Origin of the sequence: Pseudomonas sp. MAG733B (genome assembly GCF_036884845.1) — a bacterium.
Classification (GTDB): Bacteria; Pseudomonadota; Gammaproteobacteria; order Pseudomonadales; family Pseudomonadaceae; genus Aquipseudomonas.
Genome location: NZ_CP145732.1, coordinates 1347614 through 1374281, shown reverse-complemented (window position 1 = coordinate 1374281; position 26668 = coordinate 1347614). Strand labels below are relative to the sequence as shown.

At 58.5% G+C, this 26668-nt stretch carries 25 protein-coding genes and 1 other RNA gene; 15 read left to right on the top strand and 11 right to left on the bottom strand.

The annotated features are described in order from the left end of the window. Positions 1-4: 4 nt before the first annotated feature. The 3 genes from dnaJ to grpE form a co-directional block, all read right to left on the bottom strand. Positions 5-1129, bottom strand: a complete 1125-nt coding sequence (dnaJ, locus tag V6Z53_RS06185) for a molecular chaperone DnaJ (RefSeq protein WP_150703930.1) — start codon at positions 1127-1129, stop codon at positions 5-7. A gap of 297 nt (positions 1130-1426) precedes the next feature. Further along, the gene (gene dnaK / locus V6Z53_RS06180; protein ID WP_338584634.1) at positions 1427-3343 is read right to left on the bottom strand and encodes a molecular chaperone DnaK; all 1917 of its coding nucleotides are present in this window, start codon (positions 3341-3343) and stop codon (positions 1427-1429) included. 102 nt (positions 3344-3445) lie between these two features. After that, a complete protein-coding gene (gene grpE, locus V6Z53_RS06175; RefSeq protein ID WP_338584633.1) occupies positions 3446-4012 on the bottom strand; it encodes a nucleotide exchange factor GrpE in 567 nt (188 codons plus the stop codon). A 239-nt stretch (positions 4013-4251) separates the two neighbouring features. Here grpE and recN point away from each other — a divergent pair, with 239 nt between their 5' ends. Next, positions 4252-5925 (top strand): DNA repair protein RecN, encoded by a 1674-nt coding sequence (gene recN, locus V6Z53_RS06170; RefSeq protein ID WP_338584632.1) that lies wholly within the window; start codon positions 4252-4254, stop codon positions 5923-5925. A 72-nt stretch (positions 5926-5997) separates the two neighbouring features. Here the strand turns inward: recN and fur are convergent, their stop codons facing one another. Continuing rightward, positions 5998-6402: a ferric iron uptake transcriptional regulator gene (gene fur / locus V6Z53_RS06165; protein WP_003197684.1), complete on the bottom strand. Its 405-nt coding sequence runs from the start codon at positions 6400-6402 to the stop codon at positions 5998-6000. Between the two features lie 97 nt (positions 6403-6499). Here fur and V6Z53_RS06160 point away from each other — a divergent pair, with 97 nt between their 5' ends. After that, positions 6500-7027, top strand: a complete 528-nt coding sequence (locus tag V6Z53_RS06160) for an outer membrane protein assembly factor BamE (RefSeq protein ID WP_338584631.1) — start codon at positions 6500-6502, stop codon at positions 7025-7027. Positions 7028-7087: 60 nt separating this feature from the next. On the opposite strand, the gene V6Z53_RS06155 is transcribed toward V6Z53_RS06160, so the two are convergent. From V6Z53_RS06155 to V6Z53_RS06145, 3 genes are read right to left on the bottom strand one after another with little or no spacing between them, the layout of a single operon-like run. After that, complete coding sequence (locus tag V6Z53_RS06155) at positions 7088-7402, bottom strand: RnfH family protein (RefSeq protein ID WP_338584630.1); 315 nt, start codon at positions 7400-7402, stop codon at positions 7088-7090. Then, positions 7395-7829 (bottom strand): type II toxin-antitoxin system RatA family toxin, encoded by a 435-nt coding sequence (locus V6Z53_RS06150; protein ID WP_338584629.1) that lies wholly within the window; start codon positions 7827-7829, stop codon positions 7395-7397. Before V6Z53_RS06150 ends, V6Z53_RS06155 begins: the two co-directional genes overlap by 8 nt. 7 nt (positions 7830-7836) lie before the next feature. Continuing rightward, positions 7837-9240, bottom strand: a complete 1404-nt coding sequence (locus tag V6Z53_RS06145; protein WP_338586456.1) for a sodium-dependent transporter — start codon at positions 9238-9240, stop codon at positions 7837-7839. Between the two features lie 118 nt (positions 9241-9358). Between V6Z53_RS06145 and smpB the strand changes: the two genes are divergently transcribed. Beyond that, positions 9359-9841 (top strand): SsrA-binding protein SmpB, encoded by a 483-nt coding sequence (gene smpB / locus V6Z53_RS06140; protein ID WP_007933497.1) that lies wholly within the window; start codon positions 9359-9361, stop codon positions 9839-9841. 122 nt (positions 9842-9963) lie between these two features. Here the strand turns inward: smpB and V6Z53_RS06135 are convergent, their stop codons facing one another. Continuing rightward, the gene (locus tag V6Z53_RS06135; RefSeq protein WP_338584628.1) at positions 9964-10731 is read right to left on the bottom strand and encodes a GntR family transcriptional regulator; all 768 of its coding nucleotides are present in this window, start codon (positions 10729-10731) and stop codon (positions 9964-9966) included. A 263-nt stretch (positions 10732-10994) separates the two neighbouring features. On the opposite strand from V6Z53_RS06135, the gene V6Z53_RS06130 reads away from it, so the two are divergent. From V6Z53_RS06130 to ssrA, 7 genes are all read left to right on the top strand, one after another. After that, complete coding sequence (locus V6Z53_RS06130; RefSeq protein ID WP_338584627.1) at positions 10995-12689, top strand: lactate permease LctP family transporter; 1695 nt, start codon at positions 10995-10997, stop codon at positions 12687-12689. Positions 12690-12840: 151 nt separating this feature from the next. Beyond that, complete coding sequence (locus V6Z53_RS06125) at positions 12841-13665, top strand: (Fe-S)-binding protein (RefSeq protein WP_338584626.1); 825 nt, start codon at positions 12841-12843, stop codon at positions 13663-13665. Further along, complete coding sequence (locus V6Z53_RS06120) at positions 13662-15116, top strand: LutB/LldF family L-lactate oxidation iron-sulfur protein (RefSeq protein ID WP_338584625.1); 1455 nt, start codon at positions 13662-13664, stop codon at positions 15114-15116. Before V6Z53_RS06125 ends, V6Z53_RS06120 begins: the two co-directional genes overlap by 4 nt. Further along, on the top strand, positions 15116-15787 hold the full coding sequence (locus tag V6Z53_RS06115; protein WP_338584624.1) for a lactate utilization protein: 672 nt from the start codon (positions 15116-15118) through the stop codon (positions 15785-15787). Before V6Z53_RS06120 ends, V6Z53_RS06115 begins: the two co-directional genes overlap by 1 nt. Further along, the gene (locus V6Z53_RS06110; protein WP_338584623.1) at positions 15784-18594 is read left to right on the top strand and encodes an FAD-binding and (Fe-S)-binding domain-containing protein; all 2811 of its coding nucleotides are present in this window, start codon (positions 15784-15786) and stop codon (positions 18592-18594) included. Before V6Z53_RS06115 ends, V6Z53_RS06110 begins: the two co-directional genes overlap by 4 nt. A gap of 193 nt (positions 18595-18787) precedes the next feature. Further along, a complete protein-coding gene (locus V6Z53_RS06105) occupies positions 18788-19063 on the top strand; it encodes a hypothetical protein (RefSeq protein WP_338584622.1) in 276 nt (91 codons plus the stop codon). 96 nt (positions 19064-19159) lie between these two features. Continuing rightward, positions 19160-19556, top strand: a transfer-messenger RNA (tmRNA) gene (gene ssrA / locus V6Z53_RS06100). A 90-nt stretch (positions 19557-19646) separates the two neighbouring features. On the opposite strand, the gene V6Z53_RS06095 is transcribed toward ssrA, so the two are convergent. Continuing rightward, positions 19647-20783: an alkene reductase gene (locus V6Z53_RS06095; protein ID WP_338584621.1), complete on the bottom strand. Its 1137-nt coding sequence runs from the start codon at positions 20781-20783 to the stop codon at positions 19647-19649. Positions 20784-20873: 90 nt separating this feature from the next. On the opposite strand from V6Z53_RS06095, the gene V6Z53_RS06090 reads away from it, so the two are divergent. Then, positions 20874-21251 carry a helix-turn-helix domain-containing protein gene (locus tag V6Z53_RS06090; RefSeq protein ID WP_338584620.1) on the top strand — a complete coding sequence of 126 codons (378 nt, stop codon included), beginning with the start codon at positions 20874-20876 and terminating at the stop codon, positions 21249-21251. Positions 21252-21284: 33 nt separating this feature from the next. On the opposite strand, the gene V6Z53_RS06085 is transcribed toward V6Z53_RS06090, so the two are convergent. After that, the gene (locus tag V6Z53_RS06085; protein WP_338584619.1) at positions 21285-22202 is read right to left on the bottom strand and encodes a LysR substrate-binding domain-containing protein; all 918 of its coding nucleotides are present in this window, start codon (positions 22200-22202) and stop codon (positions 21285-21287) included. A gap of 385 nt (positions 22203-22587) precedes the next feature. Between V6Z53_RS06085 and V6Z53_RS06080 the strand changes: the two genes are divergently transcribed. The 4 genes from V6Z53_RS06080 (at position 22588) to V6Z53_RS06065 (ending at position 25896) form a co-directional block, all read left to right on the top strand. After that, on the top strand, positions 22588-23910 hold the full coding sequence (locus tag V6Z53_RS06080) for an epoxide hydrolase family protein (protein ID WP_338584618.1): 1323 nt from the start codon (positions 22588-22590) through the stop codon (positions 23908-23910). Between the two features lie 380 nt (positions 23911-24290). Next, positions 24291-24743, top strand: coding sequence for an Ohr family peroxiredoxin (locus tag V6Z53_RS06075; protein ID WP_338584617.1), 453 nt, complete (start codon positions 24291-24293; stop codon positions 24741-24743). Positions 24744-24804: 61 nt separating this feature from the next. Then, entirely contained in the window at positions 24805-25257 is a 453-nt protein-coding gene (locus tag V6Z53_RS06070) for an Ohr family peroxiredoxin (protein ID WP_338584616.1), read from the top strand. 171 nt (positions 25258-25428) lie between these two features. Next, positions 25429-25896: a MarR family transcriptional regulator gene (locus V6Z53_RS06065; protein WP_338584615.1), complete on the top strand. Its 468-nt coding sequence runs from the start codon at positions 25429-25431 to the stop codon at positions 25894-25896. A gap of 9 nt (positions 25897-25905) precedes the next feature. On the opposite strand, the gene V6Z53_RS06060 is transcribed toward V6Z53_RS06065, so the two are convergent. Continuing rightward, a complete protein-coding gene (locus tag V6Z53_RS06060; RefSeq protein WP_338584614.1) occupies positions 25906-26625 on the bottom strand; it encodes a hypothetical protein in 720 nt (239 codons plus the stop codon). Positions 26626-26668 lie beyond the last annotated feature (43 nt).

Genomic DNA, 26668 nt, shown 5'->3' with positions numbered 1-26668 from the left:
CTCCTTACAAATCGCCGAAGAAACGCTTCACGCCTTCGAACCAGCCAGTGGTTTTCGGCGAATGGCTGTTGTCGTCCGCCAGCGAACTGCGGAACTCTTCGAGCATTTCGCGTTGACGACGGCTCAGGTTGACGGGCGTTTCGACCGCCACACGGCACATCAAGTCACCGGCACCGCCGCCACGCACAGGCGCGACGCCTTTGCCACGCACGCGGAACTGCTTGCCAGTCTGAGTCCCTTCAGGGATTTTCAGTTTGACTCGACCATCAAGGGTCGGAATCTCCAGCTCGCCACCCAACGCCGCGTCGACAAAGCTGATCGGCACTTCGCAGAACAGGTGCTTGCCGTCACGCTGGAAGATCGAGTGCTCGCGCACGTTGATCACCACGTACAGGTCGCCGGTCGGTCCGCCTTGAGCGCCCGCCTCGCCTTCGCCGGACAGGCGAATGCGATCACCGGTATCAACACCAGCCGGCACTTTCACCGACAGGGTCTTGTACTCTTCGACACGACCTTCGCCGTGGCAGGAATCGCACGGATCGGAAATGATCTTGCCCTGGCCATGGCAGCGCGGGCAGGTTTGCTGCACCGAGAAGAAGCCTTGCTGCATGCGCACCTGGCCGATACCGCCACAGGTTGGGCAAGTGACCGGCGAAGAGCCTTTCTTGGCGCCCGAACCATCGCATGGTTTGCAGTTGACCAGCGTTGGAACGCGGATATTCACGGTCGTACCGCGCACCGCCTCTTCCAGATCCAGCTCCAGGGTGTAGCGCAAATCGCTGCCGCGCTGAGCGCCTCCACGGGAACCGCCGCGACCGCCACCGAAGAAGTCACTGAAGACATCGCCAAAGATGTCGGAGAAATTCTGGCCACCGAAACCGGCACCGCCGCCACCCATGCTCGGGTCGACACCGGCGTGGCCGTACTGGTCGTACGCCGCACGCTTGCTGGAATCGGACAGCACTTCGTAGGCCTCGTTGGCCTCCTTGAACATCTCTTCCGACGCTTTGTCATCGGGATTACGGTCCGGGTGGTGCTTCATCGCCAGGCGACGGTAGGCCTTTTTCAGGTCCGCTTCGCTTGTGCCGCGCTCAACACCCAATACTTCGTAATAGTCACGCTTTGCCATAAGTCATTTGCACTCTTGAGGACGTTCGACAAACCTCTCCTGAGCCTCGTCGAACTCGTTGAGCCCCAATACAGGCCCGGACCCAACTCACGTCAATTCAACGATCCTGGTCTTGTTTCGATGTGGCACTTTCAGCTCGGAAAGCAGGAGCATTCCCGGCCATGCCTCCAGCACGCGAACGCTGTCGCATGCTGTAAAAATTCGCGTATTCCAGACACGCCAACGCGGGAGCAAGCTCCCGCGCGGCGACATCCTACCAGTCACCGCCTGAAGGCAGTCAACCGGGCGACCAACAACTTACTTGTGGTCTTTTACTTCTTCGAACTCAGCGTCGACAACATCGTCTGCCTTCTCGGCCGATTCACCTTGCGGTGCCGCGCCTTCAGCTGGCTGAGCCTGTTCGGCGTACATTTTCTGAGCCACTGGCGCGGAGACCTTAGACAGCTCTTCAACCTTGGCTTCGATCGCAGCCTTGTCGTCGCCTTTGACAGCGGCTTCCAGCGCTACAACAGCAGTTTCGATTGCAGTCTTCTCTTCAGCGCTCACTTTATCGCCAGCATCAGCGACCATTTTGCGCGTCGAGTGAACCAGTGCATCACCCTGGTTACGGGCAGCGGCCAGCTCTTCGAACTTGCGGTCTTCCTCGGCGTTAGCCTCGGCATCACGCACCATGCGCTCGATTTCTTCGTCGGACAGACCGGAGTTGGCCTTGATCACGATCGACTGGGTCTTGCCGGTAGCCTTGTCTTTCGCGCCTACGTGCAGGATGCCGTTGGCGTCGATGTCGAAGGTCACTTCGATTTGTGGCACGCCGCGTGGTGCTGGTGGAATCTCGGCCAGGTCGAACTTGCCCAGGGACTTGTTCTGTGCAGCCTGCTTACGCTCACCTTGCAGCACGTGAATGGTCACGGCGCCCTGATTGTCGTCGGCAGTCGAGAACACTTGCGATTTCTTGGTAGGAATCGTGGTGTTTTTCTCGATCAGCGCAGTCATCACGCCGCCCATGGTTTCGATACCCAGGGTCAGCGGGCTGACGTCGAGCAGCAGAACGTCTTTAACGTCACCGGCCAGTACGGCGCCCTGGATGGCAGCACCCATGGCAACTGCTTCGTCCGGGTTCACGTCTTTACGAGCTTCTTTACCGAAGAACTCGGTCACCAGCTTCTGAACCAGTGGCATACGGGTCTGACCGCCGACCAGGATCACGTCGTTGATCGCGCCAACATCGATACCGGAGTCTTTCAGAGCGATGCGGCAAGGTTCGATGGTGCGCTGAACCAGGTCTTCAACCAGCGCTTCCAGCTTGGCGCGGGAGATCTTCACGTTCAGGTGCTTAGGACCGGTGGCGTCTGCAGTGATGTACGGCAGGTTCACGTCGGTCGACTGAGCGGAAGACAGCTCGATCTTGGCTTTTTCAGCGGCTTCTTTCAGGCGCTGCATGGCCAGCGGATCACCCTTGAGGTTCATGCCGCTTTCTTTCTTGAATTCGTCGACGAGGTAGTCGATCAGACGAATGTCAAAGTCTTCACCACCCAGGAACGTATCGCCGTTGGTAGCCAATACTTCGAACTGGTGCTCGCCATCAACTTCGGCGATTTCGATCACGGAAACGTCGAAAGTACCGCCGCCCAGGTCGTAAACGATCACGGTGTGATCGCCCTTGGCCTTGTCCATACCGTAAGCCAGAGCGGCTGCGGTTGGTTCGTTGATGATACGTTTTACGTCCAGGCCCGCGATCCGGCCGGCGTCTTTGGTCGCCTGACGCTGGCTGTCGTTGAAGTAGGCCGGAACGGTGATCACCGCTTCGGTCACTGGCTCGCCGAGGTAGTCTTCGGCGGTCTTCTTCATCTTCTTCAGAATTTCAGCCGAGATTTGTGGCGGCGCCATTTTCTGGCCGTTCACTTCAACCCAAGCGTCGCCGTTGTCAGCCTTGGCGATCTTGTAAGGCACCATCTGGATGTCTTTCTGTACGACTTCTTCTTCGAAGCGACGACCGATCAGACGCTTCACCGCGTACAGGGTGTTGTGCGGATTGGTCACTGCCTGACGCTTGGCGGACTGGCCTACCAGGATCTCGCCATCGTTGGCGTAAGCGATGATCGACGGCGTGGTACGCGCGCCTTCGGCGTTTTCAATAACTTTGGCTACGCCGTTTTCAAGAACGGAGACGCAGGAGTTGGTAGTCCCCAGGTCGATACCGATAATTTTGCCCATGTTCACTCTCCCGAAACTTTGGATTTGGTTGCCGCAGCAGTGGTGGCTAACTGCGGTAGCACTTAAACGCTTGACTTCTAAATGGGGGCCTTGCGGCTAATTTCAAGCCTGCTCGTCGATCGAAGGCGAAACCGGTGCCGGTGCCTTGCTGACCACGACCATTGCCGGGCGCAGCAGACGACCATTGAGCTGGTAGCCCTTCTGGAACACCTTGAGCACGCTGTTCGGCTCGACGTCAGCGCTTTCCTGCATGGCCATCGCCTGATGAAGAACGGCGTTGAACGGTTCGCCATGCGGATCGATCGCTTCCAGCTGATAACGCTTCAGGGTGTCCTGGAACATTTTCAGGGTCAGCTCGATGCCTTCGCGCATTGGACGGATGCTTTCGTCATCCGGATTGGACAACTCCAGGCCGCGCTCCAGGCTGTCGATGATCGGCAGCAGATCGCCGGCGAATTTTTCCAGCGCGAATTTGTGCGCCTTTTCTACATCCTGCTCTGCACGACGGCGGACGTTCTGCAGATCGGCGGCTACACGCAAAGCCTGATCCTGCGCGCCTGCCAGTTGCTCTTCGAGCACTTGTACACGAGCCGCCAGGTCATCACCCGAGGACTGGGGAGCCTGATCGGCGTCTAGATTTTGCGTATCCACTGTCTGTTCGTCAGCCATAAAATTCTCCTTTCAATATCGTCCGCGAGCTCGACTCGCGCTTCTGCCCAGCTATATGGGGCCGCAAAATCCCGCTTCAAGGGGTGGAAGTGATTAACCCTACAAAAAGCTCAGCATTGTCATTCCAAGGCGCGCTAAGGATTTCGTCGGATCAAGCGAAACGAGCTAAGCGAGGGCATTGTCAGCCAGAAACAAAACACTGTATAAATAACCAGACCTAAAGCCTGGGAGCGGCCTTTATGCTGGTGCACCTGTCCGTACACAACTACGCCATCGTTGAACATCTCGATCTCGAACTCGATCGCGGAATGAGCGTGATCACGGGGGAAACCGGCGCCGGCAAGTCGATCATGCTCGACGCCCTGGGCCTGACCCTCGGCGATCGCGCCGACAGCGGCGTGGTCCGCCCCGGTGCAGACAAGGCCGACATCCTGGCAACCTTCGACCTGGCCGACATTCCTGAAGCCAGCGCCTGGCTGGCCGAACGCGACCTCGAAAACGACGGTCCGTGCATCCTGCGTCGAGTAATCACTGCCGAAGGTCGCTCGCGCGGCTACATCAACGGCACGCCCTGTCCTTTGGGCGACCTCAAGGCACTGGGCGAGCTGCTGATCGACATCCACAGCCAGCACGAACACCAATCCCTGCTCAAGACCGACACCCACCGCCGCCTGCTCGACGAGTACGCCGGCGCTACCGATCTCGCCCGGCAGGTACAGCTTGCCGCCCAGCGCTGGCGCCAGACTCGCCAGGAACTGGAGCGACTCTCCAATTCCGGCGATGAACAGCGCGCTCGCCACCAATTGCTTAGCTATCAACTTGAAGAGCTGGAAAACCTCGGCCTTGGCGACAATGAACTGGAACAGCTGGAACAGGAACACAAGAACCTGACCAACGCCGAAACCTTGCTGGGCATTTGCCGGCAAGTGGTCGAGCAGTGCAGCGAAAGTGATTCCGGCAATGTGCTAAATGCACTTACCGCCAGCCTCAACCGCCTGTCGAGCGTGAACAATTCGATTGGCGCATTGGGCGAAGCCAGCAGCCTGCTGACCAGCGCACAGATTCAAGTTGAAGAAGCCGTGGGCGAGCTCAACCGCTTCCTGGACAACTTCGACGCCGACCCGGCGCGACTTCAATACCTGGAAGAACGTCTCGACGCGATTTACACCATGGCGCGCAAACATCGCATTCAACCGACCGAAGTCGCGGAGATGCAACAGCGCCTGCTGGATGAAATCGAAACCCTGAATGCCAACGATGAGTCCATCGAGCAACTAAGCGACGAGCTGTCGTCCTATGCCCGCCACTACCAGGAAAAGGCCCGGGAGCTAAGCGATTTGCGGCACCAGGCATCAAGCAGCCTGGCCAGCGCCGTGGAACAGGAAATCCAGCGACTGGGCATGCCTGGCGGCCGATTCACCATAGAGCTGCGCCCCAACAGTGGCGATGAACTACTGCCTAACGGACTTGAACAGGTTGAATTACTCGTCAGCGCCAACCCGGGGCAGCCTTTAAAAGCCCTCGCGAAGGTGGCATCGGGTGGTGAACTGTCACGGATCAGCCTGGCCATCCAGGTGATCACCGCACAAACCTCTCGCGTGCCGACGCTGGTGTTCGACGAAGTTGACGTGGGCATTGGCGGCCCGACCGCCGAGATTGTCGGCCAATTGCTGCGTCGACTTGGCGAACGCGGACAAGTGCTGACCGTGACCCACTTGCCCCAAGTAGCCGCACAGGGACATCAGCATCTATTTGTGCACAAGGTACGAGGCGAGGACGCCACTCGCACCGCTGTCTCCAAATTGAGCAAGAACGATCGTGTCGAAGAGGTGGCTCGAATGCTGGGCGGCATTGATCTCACTAAGGAATCCCTGGCTCACGCCAAGAAAATGGTGGTTACTGCAAAAGTTTAAGGCAAGCAGAAAGCACGAAGGCGACCCTGGGGTCGCCTTCGTTCGTTTCGCGAACCAGGTTCGCGCGACTGCTTACTTTTTCTTGCGTACGTACAGCACCAGATTGTGATCAACCATCTCGAAGCCATACTTGTCGACGATTGCTTTCTGCAGGCGCTCGATTTCTTCGTCGAAGAATTCGATCACTTCGCTGGTTTCGACGTTGACCATATGGTCGTGATGCTTGCCGTCGTCCAGCTCGAAGACCGCATGGCCCCCGTCGAAGTTGTGCCGCACCACAAGGCCAGCTGCCTCGAACTGGGTCAGTACACGGTAAACCGTGGCCAGACCGACGTCCTCGCCAGCCTCCATCAGTGCCTTGTAAACATCTTCAGCACTCATGTGGCGTTGCTCGGCGGAATCGAGCATTTGCAGAATTTTGACCCGTGGCAGGGTCACTTTGAGGCCGGCTTTGCGTAGTTCGCTATTTTCAACCATGGTCAGCTTTCTCGCGATGCTGCTTCGCAGCTTCTCTTAATGCGGGTATGATCGGCGTTTACGTTGTCCCAGCCAAGATAGTGGAAGTCGCCCACCGATGCAAAACACCAAGCTCTTGCTAACCAGTTTCACCTTTGTGGGACTGCTCGCACTCGCCGGTTGTTCATTCCCCGGGGTTTACAAAATCGACATCCAGCAGGGCAATGTCGTCACGCAGGACATGATAGACCAGTTACGCCCGGGAATGACCCGCAAGCAAGTACGGTTTATCATGGGTAACCCTCTGCTGACCGACACGTTCCATGCCGATCGCTGGGATTATCTGTACAGCCTGCAACCGGGTGGCGGTGAACGTCAACAGGAACGCATTAGCGTTATCTTCAACCCAAATGATCAGCTTGTCAGCCTCTCTGGCGATTTCATGCCAGGCGTGAGCCGCGACGAAGCCATTCTCGGCAAGGACAGTGGCACGACAGTGGCCGCTCCAGCAGAGAACGTCGAGAAGCCGAAACCGGAAAAACCGACCAAGCCAGGCTCGTTGCTCGATCAGATCCAGAAAGAAGTAGACGGTGTAGAGACTGTCCCAGTCCCGACTCCAGAACCACTGGACACCACGCCGCAATAATTTGCGACGCAATAAAAAACCCGGCATGTCCGGGTTTTTTATTGCCTGGCGTTTACTGATTCACTGATTCCGGGCTTTAGCCTCGGCCGCCTTGGCCGCACGCAACCGACGAACTTCCTTCGGATCCGCCAGCAATGGCCGGTAAATCTCGATGCGATCCCCCGACTGAACCGGGCGGCTGTCCGCATCGACGGTCACTTTGCCGAAAATCCCCACGGGACATGTAGCCAGATCCAGCTCCGGAAACGCCTGGCCGATACCGGATTTAAGCATTGCTGCCCGAACGTTTGTCCCTGCCGGCACGGTCACCGACAAAAGCACCTGACGATCCACGGCGGCATACGCCACCTCGATCTCGACCCCTGCCTCAACCATGTATTTGCTTGGCCCGCTGGCAGAACGCATCCACCAGCGTGTTGGCCGCCTGATTGAACAAAGGTCCGAGGGTCGCGCGAATAATGGGGCCGGCGTAATCGAACGACAGATCCAGACTGATCTTGCAGGCCTTTTCGCCCAACGGCTTGAATACCCAGACTCCGTGCAACTGAGTGAAAGGCCCTTCTTCCAGGTTCATTTCAATTGACTGGCCGGAAACCAACGTATTACGCGTTACAAAATGCTGGCTGAGCCCTCCCTTGGCCACACCGACGCTGGCGCGCATGTGTTCAGGGGAGCTTTCAAGGACTTCAGCTGTTGAGCACCAAGGCAGGAACTCCGGATACCGTGCCACGTCGTTGACCAGGTCATACAGGGCTTGCGCCGGGTACGGCAGCAAGGCCGAACGTGAAATGTGTGTCGTCATGTCAGCGTCACTTCCACAGCTGAGCGGCAAATACTACGAGAATGCCGATGGGCGCCACATAGCGCATCAAAAACAAAGACAAGGCGAACAACGCAGGATTACGGATCGACAACTCGTCGCGCACCGCTTCCCGCCCCATTACCCAGCCCGCAAACACCACGAAACACAAACCACCAAGTGGCAACATGATTCGCGAGGTGAAGAAATCGATCACGCCAAAGAAGTCCAGTCCGCCCGAAGCGCCCCATTGATAGAGGTGGAACAAACCGTCTTCGTTCACGAAAAACTTGGCTTCCTTCCAGATATTGAAGGAAAACACAGTGCCCAGGCCAACAAACCAACAGCTGAATGCCAGCCAGAAGGTCACCCAGGCGCGGCTGATTTTGCTCCGCTCGACCAGGTACGCCACCATCGGCTCAAGCAGCGAGATCGCCGAACTCCAGGCTGCAATCGCCACCAGCACGAAGAACACTACGCCCATCACTTGGCCGAACGCTACGTTACCGAAGGCAAACGGCAGGCTGACAAACATCAGACCAGGGCCTTCGCTCGGGTTCAGCCCTGCGGCGAACACAATCGGAAACAACGCCAGGCCGGCCACCAGCGAAACAAAGGTATCGAGCAATGCCACGCCAACCACGGTCCCGGAAAGCGACGAGTTCTTCGGCATATATGCGCCGTAGATCATGATTGAACCGACACCCACGCTCAGGGAAAAGAACGCGTGCCCCATGGCTGGCAACAAGCCGTCGAGAACTTTTTCCGGCTGGAAGTCGAACATGAAATGCACGCCTTCCATGAAATGCCCGGTGGTCATGCTGTAGCCCAACAGCACAAGGATCATCACGAACAGCAGCGGCATCATGATCCGCAGGCTGCGCTCAAGCCCGGCAACCACGCCCTTGGCGATCACGATCGCCGACAGCAGCAGGAAAATCGTGTGCCAAAGTGTCAGGCGCCACGGGTCGGCAATGACGCTGCCAAAATAGGCGCCCACCTGATCAGGAGTCGCCCCCTGGAAATCGCCACGGCCCATGTCGATGATATAATCGAGCGACCAACCGCCCACCACACTATAGAAAGACAGGATCAGTAACGCCGTGATCATCCCGGCAAAGGCGCCCCAGGACCATTTGGCCGAATGCCCCGCCTCCAGCGCCAGCACCTTCAAGGCGTTGGCCGGACTCTGCCGCGCACGCCGGCCGATCAGGGTTTCCGCCAGCATCACCGGAATGCCGATCAGCGCGATACAGGCCAGGAACATCAGCACGAAGGCGCCGCCGCCATAGACGCCGACCATGTACGGGAATTTCCAGATGCTGCCCAGCCCCACGGCCGAGCCGGTCGCGGCGAGTATGAAAACCCAGCGGCTAGCCCAACTGCCGTGGACAGAAACCTTGTCTGTCGACATTGATATTACGACCAAGCGTTGAAAAAAGAGCGCGCATTGTCCGGGATTCAATCAACCTGCTCAAGCACGCAGCAACACCGTAGCCGACTCGCTTGCAACTCCCTATAATGCCGCCCCTATGGCTAAACAGAAGAAACACCCAACAGGGACCATCGCGCAAAATAAAAAGGCGCGACACGATTACTTCATCGAGCATAAGTTCGAGGCTGGTCTGGTCCTGGCCGGCTGGGAAGTAAAAAGTCTGCGGGCAAGCAAGCTGCAGCTGGTTGACAGTTACGTACTGCTCAAGGATGGCGAAGCCTGGCTGCTCGGCAGCCATATCACGCCGTTGACGACTGCCAGTACCCACGTCATCGCTGACCCGGTCCGCACCCGCAAACTCCTGCTCAACCGGCGCGAGCTGGAAAAGCTCGCCGCTGCCGTGCAGCAGAAGGGCTACGCCTGCGTCTGCCTGTCCTGGTACTGGAGCAAGCACATGGTCAAGTGCGAGATCGCTCTGGGCAAGGGCAAGAAGGAATACGACAAGCGTGATACCGAACGCGAACGTGACGCCGGTCGCGAGTTGCAGCGTGCGGTGCGCAACAAGGGCAAGGAAGACTGATTCCTGCCTGATCGCGACATTGTGGCGAGGGAGCTTGCTCCCGCTCGACTGCGCAGCAGTCGCCAAGCGAAGGGCTGCTTCGCACCCTAGCGGGAGCAAGCTCCCTCGCCACAATCAGCACTCTACATCCCCTTGCGCCGCTCCGCCCGGGCCATGCGCTGCACTTCCTGACGCACTTCTTCCAGCACTTCCTGTACATACAGAATGTGCCGACTGGAAACCTCCCGCGCCTGTTCCGCCCTGCCTTCGATAATCGCCAGGTACAACTCCCGGTGCTGCGTGATCAGCATGTCGCGGGTTTCGGTGCGCTGCTTGTACATGCCGCCGATGTTGGTCACCACGTTGCGCTTGAGCAGATCGAACAAGCCACGAATGGTGTGCAACAAAACCGCGTTATGGCTGGCCTCGGCAATCGCCAAGTGGAACTTGGCATCCGCCGCGCCCTCTTCCGCCCGACTGACTTCATCGTGCCGCGAATAGCAGTCCTGCAATTCATTGAAGGCCGCAGTCAGTCGCTCGCGATCCACATCAGTAGCACGTAACGCCGCGTAATAAGCACAGGACGCTTCCAGGGTGTGGCGAAATTCCAGCAGGTCTCGCTGAGCTTCGGGATTACTTTCCAGCAGTTGTAGCAATGGATCACTGAAGGTCGTGCCCAGGGATTCCACCACATAATTGCCGCCGCCCTGACGACTGACCAGCAAGCCCTTGGCCGTCAACTTTTGAATGGCCTCACGCAAGGAAGGACGCGATACGCCGAATTGCTCGGCCAATGCGCGCTCGGCCGGCAAGCGCTCGCCCGCCTTCAGCGTGCCTTCGAGGATCATGCCCTCCAGCTGCTCGACAATATCGTCAGACAAACGGCGCTGACGAATCTGATCAAACCCCATAACTCGATTTCTCCACGATCCCGACGGCTCGCCGGGGCTCTATTCTGGCCGATTCGCGCCGCGCCAGCACCTGCCAGACAACATTTAACCGAGCGGATCAGATGCCCGATCAGGCCACGCATTCGACAAAAGTTTTAGGGCGGCAAATTGACACACCGCACACAAGACTTTTACCCTAGCCAACAGCGATTGTAAATTGGTCTTACCAATTATCCAAGAACGCTGATCAGTGCCTGACCAACAACAATTAGGGGCCACCCCATATGCAAACCTGGCAACAGCTCTACAGCCCTCTCGGCAGCCTCGGTTTATCCGCGCTCGCAGCCGTCATTCCCATCGTGTTTTTCTTCCTGGCCCTGGCCGTGTTCCGCCTCAAAGGCCATGTGGCCGGCAGTATCACGCTGGGCTTGTCGATCCTGGTGGCGATCTTCGCCTTCCAGATGCCCGTCGACATGGCGTTCGCCGCCGCCGGATATGGCTTCGCCTACGGCCTGTGGCCGATTGCCTGGATCATCGTGGCGGCGGTTTTCCTCTACAAGCTGACGGTCAAGAGTGGCCAGTTCGAAGTGATCCGCAGCTCGGTGCTGTCGATTACCGACGACCAGCGCCTGCAAGTGCTGCTGATCGGCTTCTGCTTCGGTGCCTTCCTTGAAGGTGCGGCCGGTTTCGGTGCGCCGGTGGCGATTACCGCCGCGCTGTTGGTCGGACTGGGCTTCAATCCGTTGTACGCCGCAGGCCTGTGCCTGATCGCGAACACCGCTCCGGTAGCCTTCGGCGCCTTGGGGATTCCGATCATCGTCGCCGGCCAAGTGACCGGCATCGACGCGTTCAAGATCGGCGCCATGACCGGTCGCCAACTGCCGCTGCTGTCGCTGTTCGTGCCGTTCTGGCTGGTGTTCATGATGGATGGCCTGCGCGGCGTCCGGGAAACCTGGCCGGCAGCATTGGTCGCCGGTTTGAGCTTCGCCGTGACCCAGTACTTCACGTCGAACTTCATCGGCCCGGAACTGCCGGACATCACCTCGGCCCTGGCCAGCCTGATCTCCCTGACCCTGTTCCTGAAAGTCTGGCAGCCAAAACGCGCCGCCGGCCAACACATCGCCGGCGCCGTTTCGGCCTCCGTGGTCACCGCAAGCGTCGGTGGTTTCGGCCAGAAACGCAGCACCGTTGCCTCGCCTTACAGCCTGGGTGAAATCTTCAAGGCCTGGTCGCCGTTCCTGATCCTGACCGTGCTGGTCACCATCTGGACCCTGAAACCGTTCAAGGCGATGTTTGCCGCCGGCGGTTCGATGTACAGCTTCGTGTTCAACTTTGCCATCCCGCATCTTGATCAAATGGTGATCAAGGTCGCGCCGATCGTGGCCAACCCGACCGCCATTCCAGCGGTGTTCAAACTTGACCCGATTTCCGCGACCGGCACGGCGATTTTCTTCTCGGCGTTGATCTCGATGCTGGTGTTGAAGATCAATTTCAAAACTGGTCTTACCACTTTGAAAGAGACCTTCTACGAACTGCGCTGGCCGATCCTGTCCATCGGCATGGTGCTGGCTTTTGCCTTCGTCACCAACTACTCGGGCATGTCGTCGACCATGGCCCTGGTGTTGGCCGGCACTGGCGCAGCGTTCCCGTTCTTCTCGCCGTTCCTCGGTTGGCTGGGCGTGTTCCTGACCGGTTCCGATACCTCGTCCAACGCGCTGTTCAGTTCGCTGCAAGCCACTACCGCCCACCAGATCGGTGTCAACGACACCTTGCTGGTGGCGGCGAACACCAGCGGTGGTGTGACCGGCAAGATGATCTCACCACAATCGATCGCCGTGGCCTGCGCCGCGACCGGGCTGGTGGGCAAGGAATCTGACCTGTTCCGCTTCACCCTCAAGCACAGCCTGTTCTTCGCCACGATTGTCGGTTTGATCACCCTGGCTCAAGCCTACTGGTTCACCGGCATGCTGGTGCACTAAGTACTACACGCGACATGGAAAAAACCGACGCCGGACCACGATTCCGGCGTCAGCTATTCACAACCCGGTCTGTAAGGCTGCTGAAAGGATCTCACTCTATATTCAGCAGCCTCAGCGGACGGATAACCGGGACAACCCGGAGACACGCCTGATGAGCGAGCTTTTTTACAACGCTGTGCCGAATGCGACCCGTGTCGCCCCGCCACTGCCCGAGCCTCGGCAATACCCCAGCGAAAAACCGCAACGGGTGTACCTGTTCGGGACCTGCGTAGTGGACTTGTTCTACCCGGAAGCCGGAATGGACGCGATCCACTTGCTGGAGCGCGAAGGCATCCGTGTCGAATACCCGCAAGGGCAAAGCTGCTGCGGTCAACCGGCCTACACCTCGGGTTACACCGAGCAGGCACGGACCGTGGCGCGCTCGCAACTGGCGCTGTTCGCCGGGGATTATCCGGTAGTGGTGCCTTCGGGCTCCTGCGCGGGCATGATGCGTGAACACTATGCCGACTTGTTCAAGGACGAGCCGGACACGCTGAAACAGGTTCAGGCCCTGGCCGCCAGAACGTTTGAGCTGGCCGAGTTCCTGTTGTTTGTCTGCAAGGTGCAGCTCAATGACAGTGGCGAGCCGGTAAAAGTCGCGTTGCACACGTCGTGTTCGGCACGTCGTGAAATGAACACCCACCTGCACGGCCGCGAGTTGTTGGCGCAGTTGAGCAACGTGGAACGAGTCGACCACAGCCATGAAAGCGAATGCTGTGGCTTCGGTGGGACTTTCAGCGTCCGTATGCCAGATATTTCCGGCGCGATGGTGGCTGACAAGACCCGCTCGTTGAAGGAATCCGGCGCGCACAAGGTACTCAGTGCCGACTGCGGTTGCCTGATGAACATCAACGGCTCGCTGGAAAAACAGCAGGAAGCGTTGCGCGGCCAACATCTGGCCAGCTTCCTCTGGCAGCGTACCGGAGGTGCCCGATGAGCGCCGCCGAGATTATTCCTACGGTTACCGTAGAAGAGGATTTCCGCACCCGGGCTCACGAGGCTTTGGGTGATGCGCAATTGCGAGGCAACTTCCGCAAGGCGATGGATTCACTGATGACCAAACGTGCGGCCGCTTTCAGCGATGCCCACGAAAGAGAACATTTACGTGCACTGGGCAATGCCGTCCGCGCCCGTGCGTTATCCAAGCTGCCCGACCTGCTCGAGCAACTTGAACAGAACCTGACCCGCAACGGTGTGACAGTGCACTGGGCGGAAACGGTGGACGAGGCCAATGGCATCGTCCTCTCGATCATCCGCGCTCACGAGGGGCGGCAAGTGATCAAGGGCAAATCGATGGTCAGCGAAGAGATGGAGATGAACCATGTCCTCGCTGAACAGGGCATTGAATGTCTGGAATCGGACATGGGCGAGTACATCGTCCAGCTCGACCACGAGAAGCCTTCACACATAATCATGCCGGCGATCCACAAGAACGCCGGTCAGGTCGCGTCCTTGTTCCACGACAAACTTGGCGTGGAATACACCAAGGACGTAGACCAACTTATTCAGATCGGTCGCAGGGTCCTGCGGCAGAAATTCTTCGAAGCGGACATCGGCGTCTCCGGTGTCAACTTCGCCGTGGCCGAAACCGGCACCTTGCTGCTGGTGGAAAACGAAGGCAACGGCCGCATGACCACCACGGTTCCGCCGGTGCATATCGCCGTGACCGGTATCGAAAAAGTCGTGGAAAACCTGCGCGACGTGGTGCCGCTACTGTCGCTGCTGACCCGCTCGGCCCTGGGCATCCCGATCACCACCTACGTCAACATGATCTCCGGCCCGCGCAAGGAACATGAACTCGACGGCCCGCAGGAGGTGCATCTGGTGCTGCTCGACAACGGTCGCAGCCAGGCCTTTGCCGATAGCGAGTTGCGTCAGACCCTGAACTGCATCCGCTGCGGCGCCTGTATGAATCATTGCCCGGTCTATACCCGAATCGGCGGCCATGCCTACGGCGAGGTTTACCCCGGCCCTATCGGAAAAATCATCACCCCGCACATGGTTGGCCTGGCGAAAGTCCCCGACCACCCGAGCGCCTCTTCGTTGTGCGGCGCCTGCGGTGAAGTCTGCCCGGTAAAAATCCCGATCCCTTCGTTGCTGCGTCGCTTGCGCGAAGAGAACGTCAAGGCGCCGGACAGCACCCATCAAGTGATGCGCGGCCAGGGCAGCAAGTACTCGCGCAAGGAACGTTTCATCTGGAACGCCTGGGCGAAATTCAATAGCTCGCCAACGCTGTATCGCCTGTTCGGTCTGGCCGCGACGCGCCTGCGTGCACTTACCCCGAGCAATGTCGGCCCGTGGACGCAAAACCACAGCGCCCCGAAACCCGCTGCCCGCTCGTTGCATGACCTGGCTCGCGAGCATCTGGCCAAACAGGGAGATCGTTGATGAGCGCCAAGCAAAACATCCTCGCCAAACTGCGCAAAAGTCTGACAGGCACCACGCCGGTGGCTGACAACTTCGATGTCGATCTGGTGACGCAGCCTTACACCTACACCGCCGAACAACGCATCCCGCAACTGCGCAAACTGATGGAAGCCGTGCACACGGAAATCCACCTGACGTCAGGTAAAGCCTGGCCTGAGTTGCTCGCACAGTTGCTGAAGGATCGTCAGTTGCCGAGCCTGTTGATCGCGCCGACCACACCTCACGGTCAACGTGTCGCACAACACTGGGAGAAAAATCCTGGCCTGCCGACACTCAAGGCCTACGATCGCCCAATGGAAGAATGGAAAGCAGAACTGTTCAACGACACTCCGGCGAGCCTGACCGGCACCCTCGGCGCCATCGCCGCGACCGGTAGCCTGATTCTCTGGCCAACGCGGGAAGAGCCGCGCCTGATGAGCCTCGCGCCACCGGTGCATTTCGCCCTGCTCAAGGCCAGCGAAATCCGCGACAACTTCTATCAGGTGCAGCAGGAGTTCGAGTGGGCCCAAGGCATGCCGACCAATGCGCTGCTAGTCTCCGGCCCATCGAAAACCGCTGACATTGAACAAGTGCTGGCCTACGGCGCCCACGGTCCGAAAGATCTGGTGGTGTTGATCCTGGAGGACCAATGAGTCTACCGGCCGCTTTTCTGCGTGATGCGCAGCAACTGATTCCCCGTGAGCGTCGCTTCGACGACCCGTTGTCGACGCTGGCTTTCGGCACCGACGCCAGTTTCTATCGGCTGATTCCGCAACTGGTTATCCGCGTCGAGTCCGAAGATGAAGTGGTGGCGCTGCTGAAACTGGCGCAGCGCGATCAGGTGCCGGTGACTTTCCGCGCCGCCGGCACCAGCCTGTCCGGGCAAGCCATCAGCGACTCAGTGCTGATCGTACTTGGGGATAACTGGAACGGTCGCGAGATCCGTGGCCAAGGCACGCAGATTCGTCTGCAACCCGGCGTGATCGGCGCGCAGGCCAACGCGTGGCTGGCGCCGTTCGGGCGCAAGATCGGCCCAGACCCGGCGTCGATCAACGCCTGCAAAATCGGCGGCATCGTCGCCAACAATGCCAGCGGCATGTGCTGCGGCACTGCGCAAAATACCTATCACACCCTGGCCGGTATTCGATTGGTGCTGGCCGATGGCAGTCGACTCGATACCGAAGATGCCGCCAGTGTCGCGGCATTTCGCCAAAGCCATGGCGAGTTGCTGGAACGTCTGGCGACATTGGGCCGCGAGACGCGGGCAAACGCTGAACTCGCCGCCAAAATTCGCCACAAATACCGTCTGAAAAATACCACCGGCCTGTCACTCAACGCCTTGGTGGATTACGACGAGCCTGTGGATATCTTGAGCCACTTGCTGGTGGGTTCCGAAGGTACGCTCGGCTTCATCAGCGCGGTGACCTACGACACAGTGATCGATCACCCGAACAAGGCCTCGGCGCTGATCGTATTCCCGGATGTGGAAACCTGCTGCAACGCGGTCACCGTACTGAAAAGCCAACCGGTGTCGGCGGTGGAACTGCTGGACCGACGCAGTTTGCGTTCGGTGCAAAGCAAACCCGGCATGCCCGCTTTCGTACAACATCTGTCGAACAATGCCTGCGCCCTGCTGATCGAGTCCCGCGCGGCGTCGTCCACACTGCTGCACGAACAATTGGCACAGATCATGGCGTCGCTGGCGTCTTTCCCGGTGGAGAAGCAAGTCGACTTCACTGAAGACCCGCTGGAAAACGCCCGGCTCTGGGCGATCCGCAAGGACACCTTCCCCGCCGTTGGCGCAGTGCGCAAAACCGGGACCACAGTGATCATCGAGGACGTGACCTTCCCGGTGGAACAACTGGCCATCGGCGTGAACCGGCTGATCGAGTTGTTCGACAAACATCACTACGACGAAGCGATCCTTTTCGGACACGCACTGGAAGGCAATCTGCACTTCGTCTTCACCCAAGGCTTCAACAATCCGGAAGAAGTCGCACGCTACCAGGCGTTCATGGACGACGTGGCGCAGTTGGTCGCCGTCGAGTTCGGCGGCTCGCTCAAGGCTGAACACGGCACCGGACGCAACATGGCGCCGTTCGTCGAACTGGAATGGGGCAGCGACGCCTACCAGTTGATGTGGCAGCTCAAACGCCTGCTCGACCCCAACGGCATTCTCAACCCGGACGTGGTGCTCAGCGACGACCCGCAGATCCATCTCAAGCATCTCAAGCCGTTGCCGGCCGCCGACGAGATTGTGGATAAGTGCATCGAATGCGGCTTCTGCGAACCGGTCTGCCCGTCGAAAGGCCTGACCCTGAGCCCGCGTCAGCGCATCGTGATCTGGCGTGACATCCAGGCGAAGAAGCGCGCCGGGGTCGATACCCGTGAACTTGAAGCGGCGTATGAATATCAGGGCATCGACACCTGTGCGGCGACCGGTCTGTGTGCGCAACGCTGCCCCGTGGGAATCAATACCGGCGAACTGGTGAAAAAGCTTCGCGGCCAGCACGCCACCCATACGAAAACCGCCAATTGGCTTGAAGGAAACTTCGCCATGGCGCTGCAAGGCGCGCGCTTCACCCTGCACGTGGCCAACGGTGCACGGATGTTGTTGGGCGCACCACGATTGGCGAAGTTATCGGCGACGTTGACGCGTTTATCCAAAGGTCAGGTCCCACAATGGACCAACGCCATGCCGCAACCGGAAAAAGCCATTCGCTTCAGCCCGACGGTGACGGACGAGCGACCGCGCGTGGTGTATCTGGCCGCGTGTGTTTCACGCGCCATGGGCCCGGCGGCTCGCGACAAGGAGCAAATGTCGCTGTACGACAAAACCCGCGGCTTGCTGGAAAAGGCTGGTTATCAGGTGGTCTTCCCGGACAATCTGGATAACCTCTGCTGCGGCCAGCCGTTTGCTTCCAAGGGCTATGCCGAACAGGCCGAACACAAACGCCAGGAACTGATCGGTGCCCTGCTCCACGCCAGCCGTGGCGGCCTCGATCCGATCTATTGCGACACCAGCCCCTGCACCTTGCGCCTGGCTCAGGACCTGGGCGATGTGCGCCTGGATTTGTACGACCCGGTGCGGTTCATTCGTACGCATTTGATGGATCGACTGGATTTCACGCCGCAGGACACGCCGATTGCAGTGCATGTCACCTGCAGCACCCAGCACCTTGGGGAAAGCCAGGCGCTGATTGATCTGGCGCGTAAGTGCAGCAAAAACGTGGTCATCCCCGAAGGCATTCATTGCTGCGGATTTGCCGGCGACAAAGGCTTCACCACGCCGGAACTGAATGCGCATTCCCTGCGCACCTTGAAGGACGCGGTGCAGTATTGCAGCGAAGGCATTTCCACCAGCCGCACCTGCGAAATCGGCCTGAGCCAGCATGGCGGGATCGATTATCACGGGCTGGTGTATCTGGTGGATCGTGTGACTCAAGCACGCCCGGTTTAAGAGCGATGGATTGAAAAGGGGCATTTTTTGCCCCTTTTTGCTGTGCATCGCCATCATCCCCCCGCAAAAAAAAACCGAATTCCTGCGCGCGGCTATAGTCATTTAGCTAGGCTCTGTGAAAGGGCTTATAACCACCTCGGCCAGCGGCCCGCATCACCGGCAGCACCGAGCCCTCATGCGCAAGGAGATAACCATGAAGCACTCTGCAATTGCTGGATTGTTCATCGCTGCTGCAATGTTGGCGTCGCCGGTGTTTGCGGCGGATAAAGATCTGTGTGACGGGAACATTCAACAAATAAGCGATTTCGTGGACAGCGCGCCGTCCCTTCCGGAAGGCACAATGGACACCGTCAAAGCTGCCCTGACAAAAGCGAAAGCAGCCCAGGCGGCCGGTAACGACAAGGATTGCGTGGAAATCTCCTCCGGCATCATCACCAAAATGCAGATTCGCAACCCTACCCGGAACTGATGCCAGACAAGGCCAACCTTCGGGTTGGCCTTCCGGGCCGCATTGACGTAGACTGTACAGGCTTGTTGCTCAATGTGATTCACGAGCAATGAGTTCGGGGCCGTTTAGGATTCGACGCCGGTTGCGAAACTTTAGGTGCATGCCGAGTTGGTAACAGAACTCGTAAATCCACTGTTGCAACTACTTATAGTTGCCAATGACAAAGACTACGGCCAGGAATTCGCTCTCGCTGCGTAAGCAGCCTTAGCCCTGAGCTTCTGGTGCCTTCGGGCCCAGCAATCACCAGGGGATGTCTGTAAACCCAAAGTGATTGTCATATAGAACAGAATCGCCGTGCAGTACGTTGTGGACGAAGCGGCTAAAACTTACACAACTCGCCCAAAGCACCCTGCCCGTCGGGTCGCTGAGGGTTAACTTAATAGACACGGCTACGCATGTAGTACCGACAGCGGAGTACTGGCGGACGGGGGTTCAAATCCCCCCGGCTCCACCAAATAGAAAAAAGACGTCCTCGGACGTCTTTTTTTGTGCCTGAAATTCAGCAAAACCCTGGCGTCCATGTGCCGCGATTCCGCCCGCAACACTACCGCTCAGGATACGCAGCAAAATCCGTGTACCCCCTTTCCCCACGCCGTGTGTAATACGCTGATCGGTCCGCTTCCGCCAACGGCCAGTCATGCTTGAGACGCTCCACCAGGTCCGGGTTTGCGATGTAGGGTCTGCCGAAGGCGATCAGGTCGACCAGCCCGGTGTCGAGCGCATCCTGCGCGCTCTGGCGGTCAGTGAATCCGCCGCACCAGATGATTTTGCCGGGAAACGCTGCCCGAACCTTGACCAGCAGGGCGTGGTCGAGGTGGTGCGATTTGAACTCGGCAACCTCCATATTCGCTTCCGGCATCAGTTCGTAGACCAGATGCAGATAGGCGACGCCGAGGCGGCCCAGTTTATCGGCAACGTACAGCAAGGTTTCTTCCGTCAGAGGGTCCGCCGGAATCCCGTTGAACTTGCCGAACGGCGACAGGCGGACACCCACGCGCCCAGGCCCCAACTCACGCACCGCCGCTTCAACCACTTCCATCAGGAACCGTGTGCGGTTTTCTACGCTACCGCCGCCGAAGCAATCTGTGCGCGTGTTGAGCACCGAGTTCATGAACTGTTCGAACAGGTAACCGTTGGCTGCGTGGATTTCGACTCCGTCAAATCCAGCCTCCCGCGCCTGGACGCAGGCTTGGGTAACGGTGCCGACCAAGGCAAACACTTCTTCCGTCCTCAGGCGTCTTGGCTTGCCTGCGGGCATATAGCCCAACGTGCCATCCGGGCCGTGGGCAAACACTTGCGAATCCGCCCTTTCCTCGGTGACGCCCCATGGCGCTTCGCCGTTGGGCATGAGCGATGGATGGGCCATCCTGCCGACGTGCCAGAGTTGCAAGAATATCGTGCCGCCCTCGCGGTGAACCTCATCGGTCACCAGACGCCAGCCCTGCCGCTGGTCCTGCGTGTAGATGCCGGGGGTCAGCGCGTAGCCGTTGCTGGATGGCGCAACGTCAGTTGCCTCGGTCACGATCAGGCCGGCGCTGGCGCGCTGCCCGTAGTAGGTGGCCATCAACTCATTCGGGATGTCACCCTCGGACGTCCGAGTGCGAGTCATCGGCGCCATGACGATGCGGTTCGTCAGCGCAACGGTGCCACCAACCAATTGGGAATCAAACAGGTCTATCATTGGTTTTCCTTCGGGTCGGTTCGGATCGGAAGGAAAATGTACTTTTCGATAGTCGCCCCCCTCTACACACCGTTTGGTCAGTGGTTGCAAATGAAGACGATCAATAGACTCCCCGGCTTGCCAGTCGAACGCGCGCTAGGTGTCCTTTCCGGACGCTGGAAAGCGGTCATCCTTCATGTCCTGCTGGACGGCCCGCAACGCACCTGTGATCTGGAAAAACGCATCGCCGGCATCTCCCAGAAGGTGTTGATCGAGCAACTACGCGCGCTTGAGGAACATGGAATGGTGAGCCGGCAACCCAGCGGCGTGGACCGCCAGGGCATCGAATACCTGCTCACCCCGCTTGGCGAAAGCCTGCGGCCCATTCTGAAGTCCCTCATTGATTGGGGAACCCATCACGCCAGAGAGCTCGACGAGGTACATCGGCTGCTGCCATGCAGTGCTGTGGTTCGAGATCGAACTGGCTGATTGTTCGGACAGGATCTGAGAGCAGCTCCGGGCTCACCCTCTGGCGCGATGACGCAAGCGCGAGTAAGAGATCAGCATGCTGGTCAGTTCTTGTGTGACCTGGGTGAAGGGTGACACTCGACGGCTGATCAGGCACACCTCATTCGACTCCAGCGGCTCGCGAATCGAAATGCTGATCAGCGACGAGGAAAACAGCTTCATGCCGGGCAACATCCCGGGCTCAATGGTCAGGTAGTCAGTCTCGGAAATGATGTGCAGGATTTCCAGCAGCGACTCGGTGGTGATCGCGATCTTTGGCGGTGGCAGGCCCTGGGCTCTGAACAGCTCGACCAGATGATTTTCCGCACTGCCGACGACCCCGGCCGGGCGAACACTTATCCACTGACAATCAGCGAGGTCGTGCACTGAGCGAGCACCCGCAAGCGGATGTCCCTTGCGCGCAATCACGCTGGACTTCGAGCTGTAGAGCCGCTCGATCTGCAGGTCGATATCGCAGACGTTGGGGCTCAAGGGGCACATCACGAAATCGAGCCGGCCAGCGCGAATCATCTCGATCAGCATCTTCGTCTTGCCACTGGCGACATGTAGCTGCACCTTTGGAAATCGGCGGGTAAAACTGCTGAAGACCGGCATCAGGCACGCCGCCAACGGCTCCACGGTGACACCCAATGCGATCTGCCCTTCGGGCATGCCATTCCACTGTCGGACGTCTTGAACCGCGCGATCACAATCCAGAATGATCGAACGCGCCCGGGGCAGAAAAACCTTGCCGGCCAGGGTCACGCTGATGCCTTGATTGGAGCGCACGAGCAAGGTGACCCCCAGTTCCTTTTCCAGACTTTGAATCGACTCTGTCAACGTGCTTTGCGCAACGTCCAGCTCTCGCGCTGCCGAACGGAAACTGCCCATGTCGACCACCGAGCAGAAGGCCCGCAGCTGAATCAGCTTCATGAAGCACGGCCTCTGGGACGGCTATAGGCACGGTCGCTAATGACCGGGACTTTTTCGGTTTTGCTCATGGGACTTTCTCAAAATTCATTAAATGCATACGATTGAATCGTACGCGATAGATAAATACTCAAGCAAAGACCGGATGATGTCAAAGCTCGTGTTAAGTCTTGGCGACGAGTGGTGGCGCAAACGGGATGGGCGGAAAAGCCGAAGATGATCGCTTTTTCCGTTCTATTCGGCACCTGACCTCGCCTATAAAATCAGGCCCGTCAGATAGTGACTGTCGTTTGTACTATTTGAACTTCGATAATCCCGTGAAAAGTTATAACTAATAGCAGTTCCATTAAATGGGCTCTACGTGTGACTTCGCGCCTGAGGAATCTGCATGCCCAAAAACAACAAACAACTTTCCCTTAGCAGACGCAAATTTTGCGGCGCTGCTGCCGTGACCTGCGCGGCTGCACCTTTAGGGTTACTCGGCTTCTCAATCAAGACTGACGCTATGACCAATAATCAAAAAACAACAAATAGTGCTTCCACCGAAATACGTCCCTTTCATTTCAGCGCCCCGGAATCAGAACTTTCAGAGTTACGCAGACGCATACAAGCGACAAGATGGCCGGACAAGGAAACAGTGAACGACTCCTCGCAAGGCGTACAACTTGCGACGATTCAAAAACTGGCCAGACACTGGGCGACAAAGTACGACTGGCGAGTAATTGAATCGAAAATAAACGCAGTTCCCAACTTCATCACCCGGATTGATGGCCTGGATCTGCATTTCATCCATATCCGCTCCAAACACGAAAATGCGCTGCCGCTGCTTATGGCGCACGGCTGGCCTGGATCGGTGATCGAACTGATGAAAGTCATCGGTCCGCTGACCGATCCTGAGGCGCACGGTGGCAGCGCAGCCGATGCGTTCAGCCTGGTCATTCCATCGATGCCGGGTTACGGCTTCTCGGAGAAACCGACCGAGGCCGGTTGGAATCCTGTTCGTATCGCCGATGCCTACATCGAGTTGATGAAGCGCCTCGGCTACACCCGGTATGGGGCGCAAGGTGGCGACTGGGGCGCTATCGTCGTCGACCTGATGGCTGCAAAGGCGCCACCTGGCCTGATCGGTATTCACTCGAACATGCCAGGCGTGATCCCGCCTGAACTGGATGCGGCGTTGTTTCGCGGCGACCCGGTCCCGAGTGGTCTTTCCGGGGAAGAGAAACTGGCGGCCGATCAACTCGCCAACACCTACAAGCACATCGGCTACGCAATCATGATGGGCGACAGACCTCAGTCGCTCACCGGCATCACCGACTCACCCGTAGGTTTGGCGGCGTTCATGCTTGATCACGATCCTAAAAGCTACGAGATGATTGCGCGCTCCATCGACGGTCACCCGGAAGGCCTTACACCCGATGACGTCCTCGACAACATCACGCTGTTCTGGCTGACCAAGACTGCCCTTTCCTCGGCTCGGCTCTATTGGGAAAACAAGTCGACCTTCTTCGCCGTCAAGGGCGTCAACATCCCGGTGGCGGTCAGCGTGTTTCCCGATGAACTGTATACGGCGCCGAGAAGTTGGTCGCAGCAGGCATATCCCAAGCTTGTGCATTACAACAGGCTTCCCAAAGGCGGGCACTTTGCTGCATGGGAGCAGCCGGCGCTGTTCTCGCAGGAAGTCCGGGCCGGGTTCAAGACCCTGCGCTAAGCGCGCCAGCTCTTAGCATCGATACCTGATTCCTGTTGGCTAAGTATCAGGATGGCGGGTGGGCCAATCCACCCGCTTCTACCGTTCGTCGTCGAGGCGAAAAATAATCTTTGACATCGTTGGGGCTTTGGCAGAATATTCATCCATCGCATACGATCTAATCGAAAGCGACCAACAACATAAACCTTCGTTGCCGTTTGGAGATTCAACCATGAACACCGCAAGCACCTACACCCTGTTCATTACCACCGCTCGCGCTGCCCAAGGTCACAACGGCAACAACTGGATCATTGCAGCAACCGACTGATAAACCGTTTTCCACACCAAACATGTCGCATGCGATGTAATCGCACACACTATCAATCTTAAGGAATCATCCCATGAGCAAGATCGAAAAAGTACTGGCCACCGGCAAAACCCACACCACCTTCAGCAGCGCCGGCAAAACCTCACGCGGTCACAACGGCACCCTCGACATCGAGCTGTCGTCCCCCGGTTCCGCCCAAACGTCCCACGTGTTCGCCGCTACCCAGCCGCACCCGAAAGCCGAGCAATTGTTCGCCGGCGCATGGTCGGCCTGCTACACCGCAGCGGTTGGCCTGGTTGCCGCCGAGCGCAACATCGCACTGCCCGCAGACCTGTCCGTCGACATCGAAGTGGACCTGGGCCAGACGGGTCCGGCGTACTTCCTTCAGGCCCGACTGACCTTGCGCGTACCGGGGCTGGCACACGATGTCGCGACCGAACTGGCACACATCGCCGACTCCATCTGCCCGTATTCGAAAGCGACACGCGGCAATATCGACGTAGCCCTGAACGTTATTACGGCCTAATACATCGCATGCGATGTTAGCGTACGCGTAGAACATAATTGAACAATCTGAGGGAGTTATCATGAGCAAAATCGAAAAAGTACTGGCCAGCGGCAAAACCCACACCACCCTGAGCAGCGCCGGCACCACCTCGCGCGGTCATAACGGCAACCTCGACATCGAACTGTCGTCCCCGGGCAGCGCCACACCGGCGCACGTGTTCACCGGCGTGCAGCCGCACCCGAAAGCCGAGCAACTGTTCGCCGGAGCGTGGTCGGCCTGCTACATCGCGGCGGTGGGTCTGGCGGCCCAACAACTGAAGGTGACGCTGCCGGCCGATACCGCCGTCGACATAGAAGTCGATCTGGGCCAGACCGGCGCGGCCTACTTCCTCCAGGCCCGACTGACCCTGCGCGTGCCGGGCCTGTCACACGAAGTCGCCACCGAACTGGCACACAACGCCGATGCCATCTGCCCGTATTCCAAGGCAACACGCGGCAACATTGATGTCGCCATCAACGTCCAGACCGCGTAACGCAGTCCACGGCCGGTCCGCCAGGGTGTTTCCCGGTGGACCGGTCGTCGGCTTTACCGGCCGGTTACACGTGGACATTGAATGGCAAAGGTCTGAGCACTTCCGACACCATCGCATGCGATGTATAGTCCGAGTTTGCAACCCATCCGTCTTTGCCCAGAGAGAACGCGTATGAAACCCACCGAAAAGACATCCGCCCTCGACCTGAAGCTTTCCGACTTCCTGTGTTTTGCGGTCTATTCCTCCAACCTCGCCTTCGGCAAGGCGTACAAGCCAATGCTCGAACGGCTCGGCCTGACCTACACGCAATACATCACCCTTGTGGCGCTGTGGGAACAAGACGACCAGACCGTTGGCAGCCTCGGCGAAAAGCTGTTCCTCGAATCCAACACCCTCACGCCGATCCTGAAAAAACTCGAAGCGATGGGTTACCTGCTACGCCAGCGCGACCCGGAAGACGAACGCCAGGTGCGGATCAGTCTCACAAAAGAAGGGCGAAAACTGCGCGGAGAACTGACCGAAGAAGGCTTCCCGCAAACTGGTCTTGACCCTGAGGATTTCGTGCAAATGCAGCAGGCGATTGTGAAGCTGCGCAACAACCTCATCCGTACGACCAAAGACCGTCACGACGCGGAGTAAAAGGCTTCCCTAGCTCAGACGGAAGTCGCTCAAGTCAATCGACACCATCAGCCGCTCCCGCAGTGGCTGCAGATTTTCGTCGCGCAGATAAGCTCTGCGCCGCGTCGGGAAACGCAGGCCTTGAGCCTCGACGTAATCACTCACGTATTGAGCAGCAGCAAACCCGCCGGCGATATCGACGTGGTAGTCATGGCGGCGCAGCAGAAAGTCGTCGCCGAAGTAGAAATCCTGGAAGCGACTGTGACTGGCGATGTGTTCTGGAAACTCGACCCGCAGCCCGCACCAAATCTCCTGGCCTTCGTGCCAAGGCTCGATCTCGCTCACATTGAAGCCCGGCAGCGCCATGAAAAACGGCGTCGTCAGGTAAGTCCACATGGCATAACCGCTGAAATACGCGCGATGCAACGGGTCCCAAGGCGTGTCCATGCCGTGCCCGGCGAATGCCTCGCGCGGGTTCGACCGTTCGCGCACGATTTCGCCCTGAGAGGTTTCGATAGCGATGTAATCAGCCCGGAATACCGTGCGCCAATCAGAATTGCCGAAAGGCGTAACCGAAGCCTGTTGCTGGTGCAGGCTGACGGTCATCTCGCGGGGCATCGTGTCTTGCACCACACCTTTGATCCCCCACAACTCGCCGCCCGAAACGATGGTGGCGTTGAGCGTGGTGAAACGGTTCCAGCGCTCCAGGCCGCCATGGGCGTCGAGGATTTTTTGCAATAGATCGCTCATGGGTACTGGCTCCGACAGGATTGGCATTCATCAGAGAATACGC

Coding starts and splice junctions, on each gene's coding strand:
- V6Z53_RS06125 (WP_338584626.1), top strand. CDS start 12,841: ATGAGCGAGCTTTTTTACAACGCTGTGCCGAATGCGACCCGTGTCGCC.
- V6Z53_RS06095 (WP_338584621.1), bottom strand. CDS start 20,783: ATGATAGACCTGTTTGATTCCCAATTGGTTGGTGGCACCGTTGCGCTG.
- V6Z53_RS06115 (WP_338584624.1), top strand. CDS start 15,116: ATGAGCGCCAAGCAAAACATCCTCGCCAAACTGCGCAAAAGTCTGACA.
- V6Z53_RS06065 (WP_338584615.1), top strand. CDS start 25,429: ATGAAACCCACCGAAAAGACATCCGCCCTCGACCTGAAGCTTTCCGAC.
- smpB (WP_007933497.1), top strand. CDS start 9,359: ATGGCTAAACAGAAGAAACACCCAACAGGGACCATCGCGCAAAATAAA.
- V6Z53_RS06145 (WP_338586456.1), bottom strand. CDS start 9,240: ATGTCGACAGACAAGGTTTCTGTCCACGGCAGTTGGGCTAGCCGCTGG.
- fur (WP_003197684.1), bottom strand. CDS start 6,402: ATGGTTGAAAATAGCGAACTACGCAAAGCCGGCCTCAAAGTGACCCTG.
- V6Z53_RS06090 (WP_338584620.1), top strand. CDS start 20,874: ATGAAGACGATCAATAGACTCCCCGGCTTGCCAGTCGAACGCGCGCTA.
- V6Z53_RS06150 (WP_338584629.1), bottom strand. CDS start 7,829: ATGACGACACACATTTCACGTTCGGCCTTGCTGCCGTACCCGGCGCAA.
- dnaK (WP_338584634.1), bottom strand. CDS start 3,343: ATGGGCAAAATTATCGGTATCGACCTGGGGACTACCAACTCCTGCGTC.
- grpE (WP_338584633.1), bottom strand. CDS start 4,012: ATGGCTGACGAACAGACAGTGGATACGCAAAATCTAGACGCCGATCAG.
- V6Z53_RS06070 (WP_338584616.1), top strand. CDS start 24,805: ATGAGCAAAATCGAAAAAGTACTGGCCAGCGGCAAAACCCACACCACC.
- V6Z53_RS06110 (WP_338584623.1), top strand. CDS start 15,784: ATGAGTCTACCGGCCGCTTTTCTGCGTGATGCGCAGCAACTGATTCCC.
- V6Z53_RS06105 (WP_338584622.1), top strand. CDS start 18,788: ATGAAGCACTCTGCAATTGCTGGATTGTTCATCGCTGCTGCAATGTTG.
- V6Z53_RS06130 (WP_338584627.1), top strand. CDS start 10,995: ATGCAAACCTGGCAACAGCTCTACAGCCCTCTCGGCAGCCTCGGTTTA.
- V6Z53_RS06160 (WP_338584631.1), top strand. CDS start 6,500: ATGCAAAACACCAAGCTCTTGCTAACCAGTTTCACCTTTGTGGGACTG.
- V6Z53_RS06060 (WP_338584614.1), bottom strand. CDS start 26,625: ATGAGCGATCTATTGCAAAAAATCCTCGACGCCCATGGCGGCCTGGAG.
- V6Z53_RS06080 (WP_338584618.1), top strand. CDS start 22,588: ATGCCCAAAAACAACAAACAACTTTCCCTTAGCAGACGCAAATTTTGC.
- V6Z53_RS06075 (WP_338584617.1), top strand. CDS start 24,291: ATGAGCAAGATCGAAAAAGTACTGGCCACCGGCAAAACCCACACCACC.
- V6Z53_RS06135 (WP_338584628.1), bottom strand. CDS start 10,731: ATGGGGTTTGATCAGATTCGTCAGCGCCGTTTGTCTGACGATATTGTC.
- recN (WP_338584632.1), top strand. CDS start 4,252: ATGCTGGTGCACCTGTCCGTACACAACTACGCCATCGTTGAACATCTC.
- V6Z53_RS06120 (WP_338584625.1), top strand. CDS start 13,662: ATGAGCGCCGCCGAGATTATTCCTACGGTTACCGTAGAAGAGGATTTC.
- dnaJ (WP_150703930.1), bottom strand. CDS start 1,129: ATGGCAAAGCGTGACTATTACGAAGTATTGGGTGTTGAGCGCGGCACA.
- V6Z53_RS06155 (WP_338584630.1), bottom strand. CDS start 7,402: ATGGTTGAGGCAGGGGTCGAGATCGAGGTGGCGTATGCCGCCGTGGAT.
- V6Z53_RS06085 (WP_338584619.1), bottom strand. CDS start 22,202: ATGAAGCTGATTCAGCTGCGGGCCTTCTGCTCGGTGGTCGACATGGGC.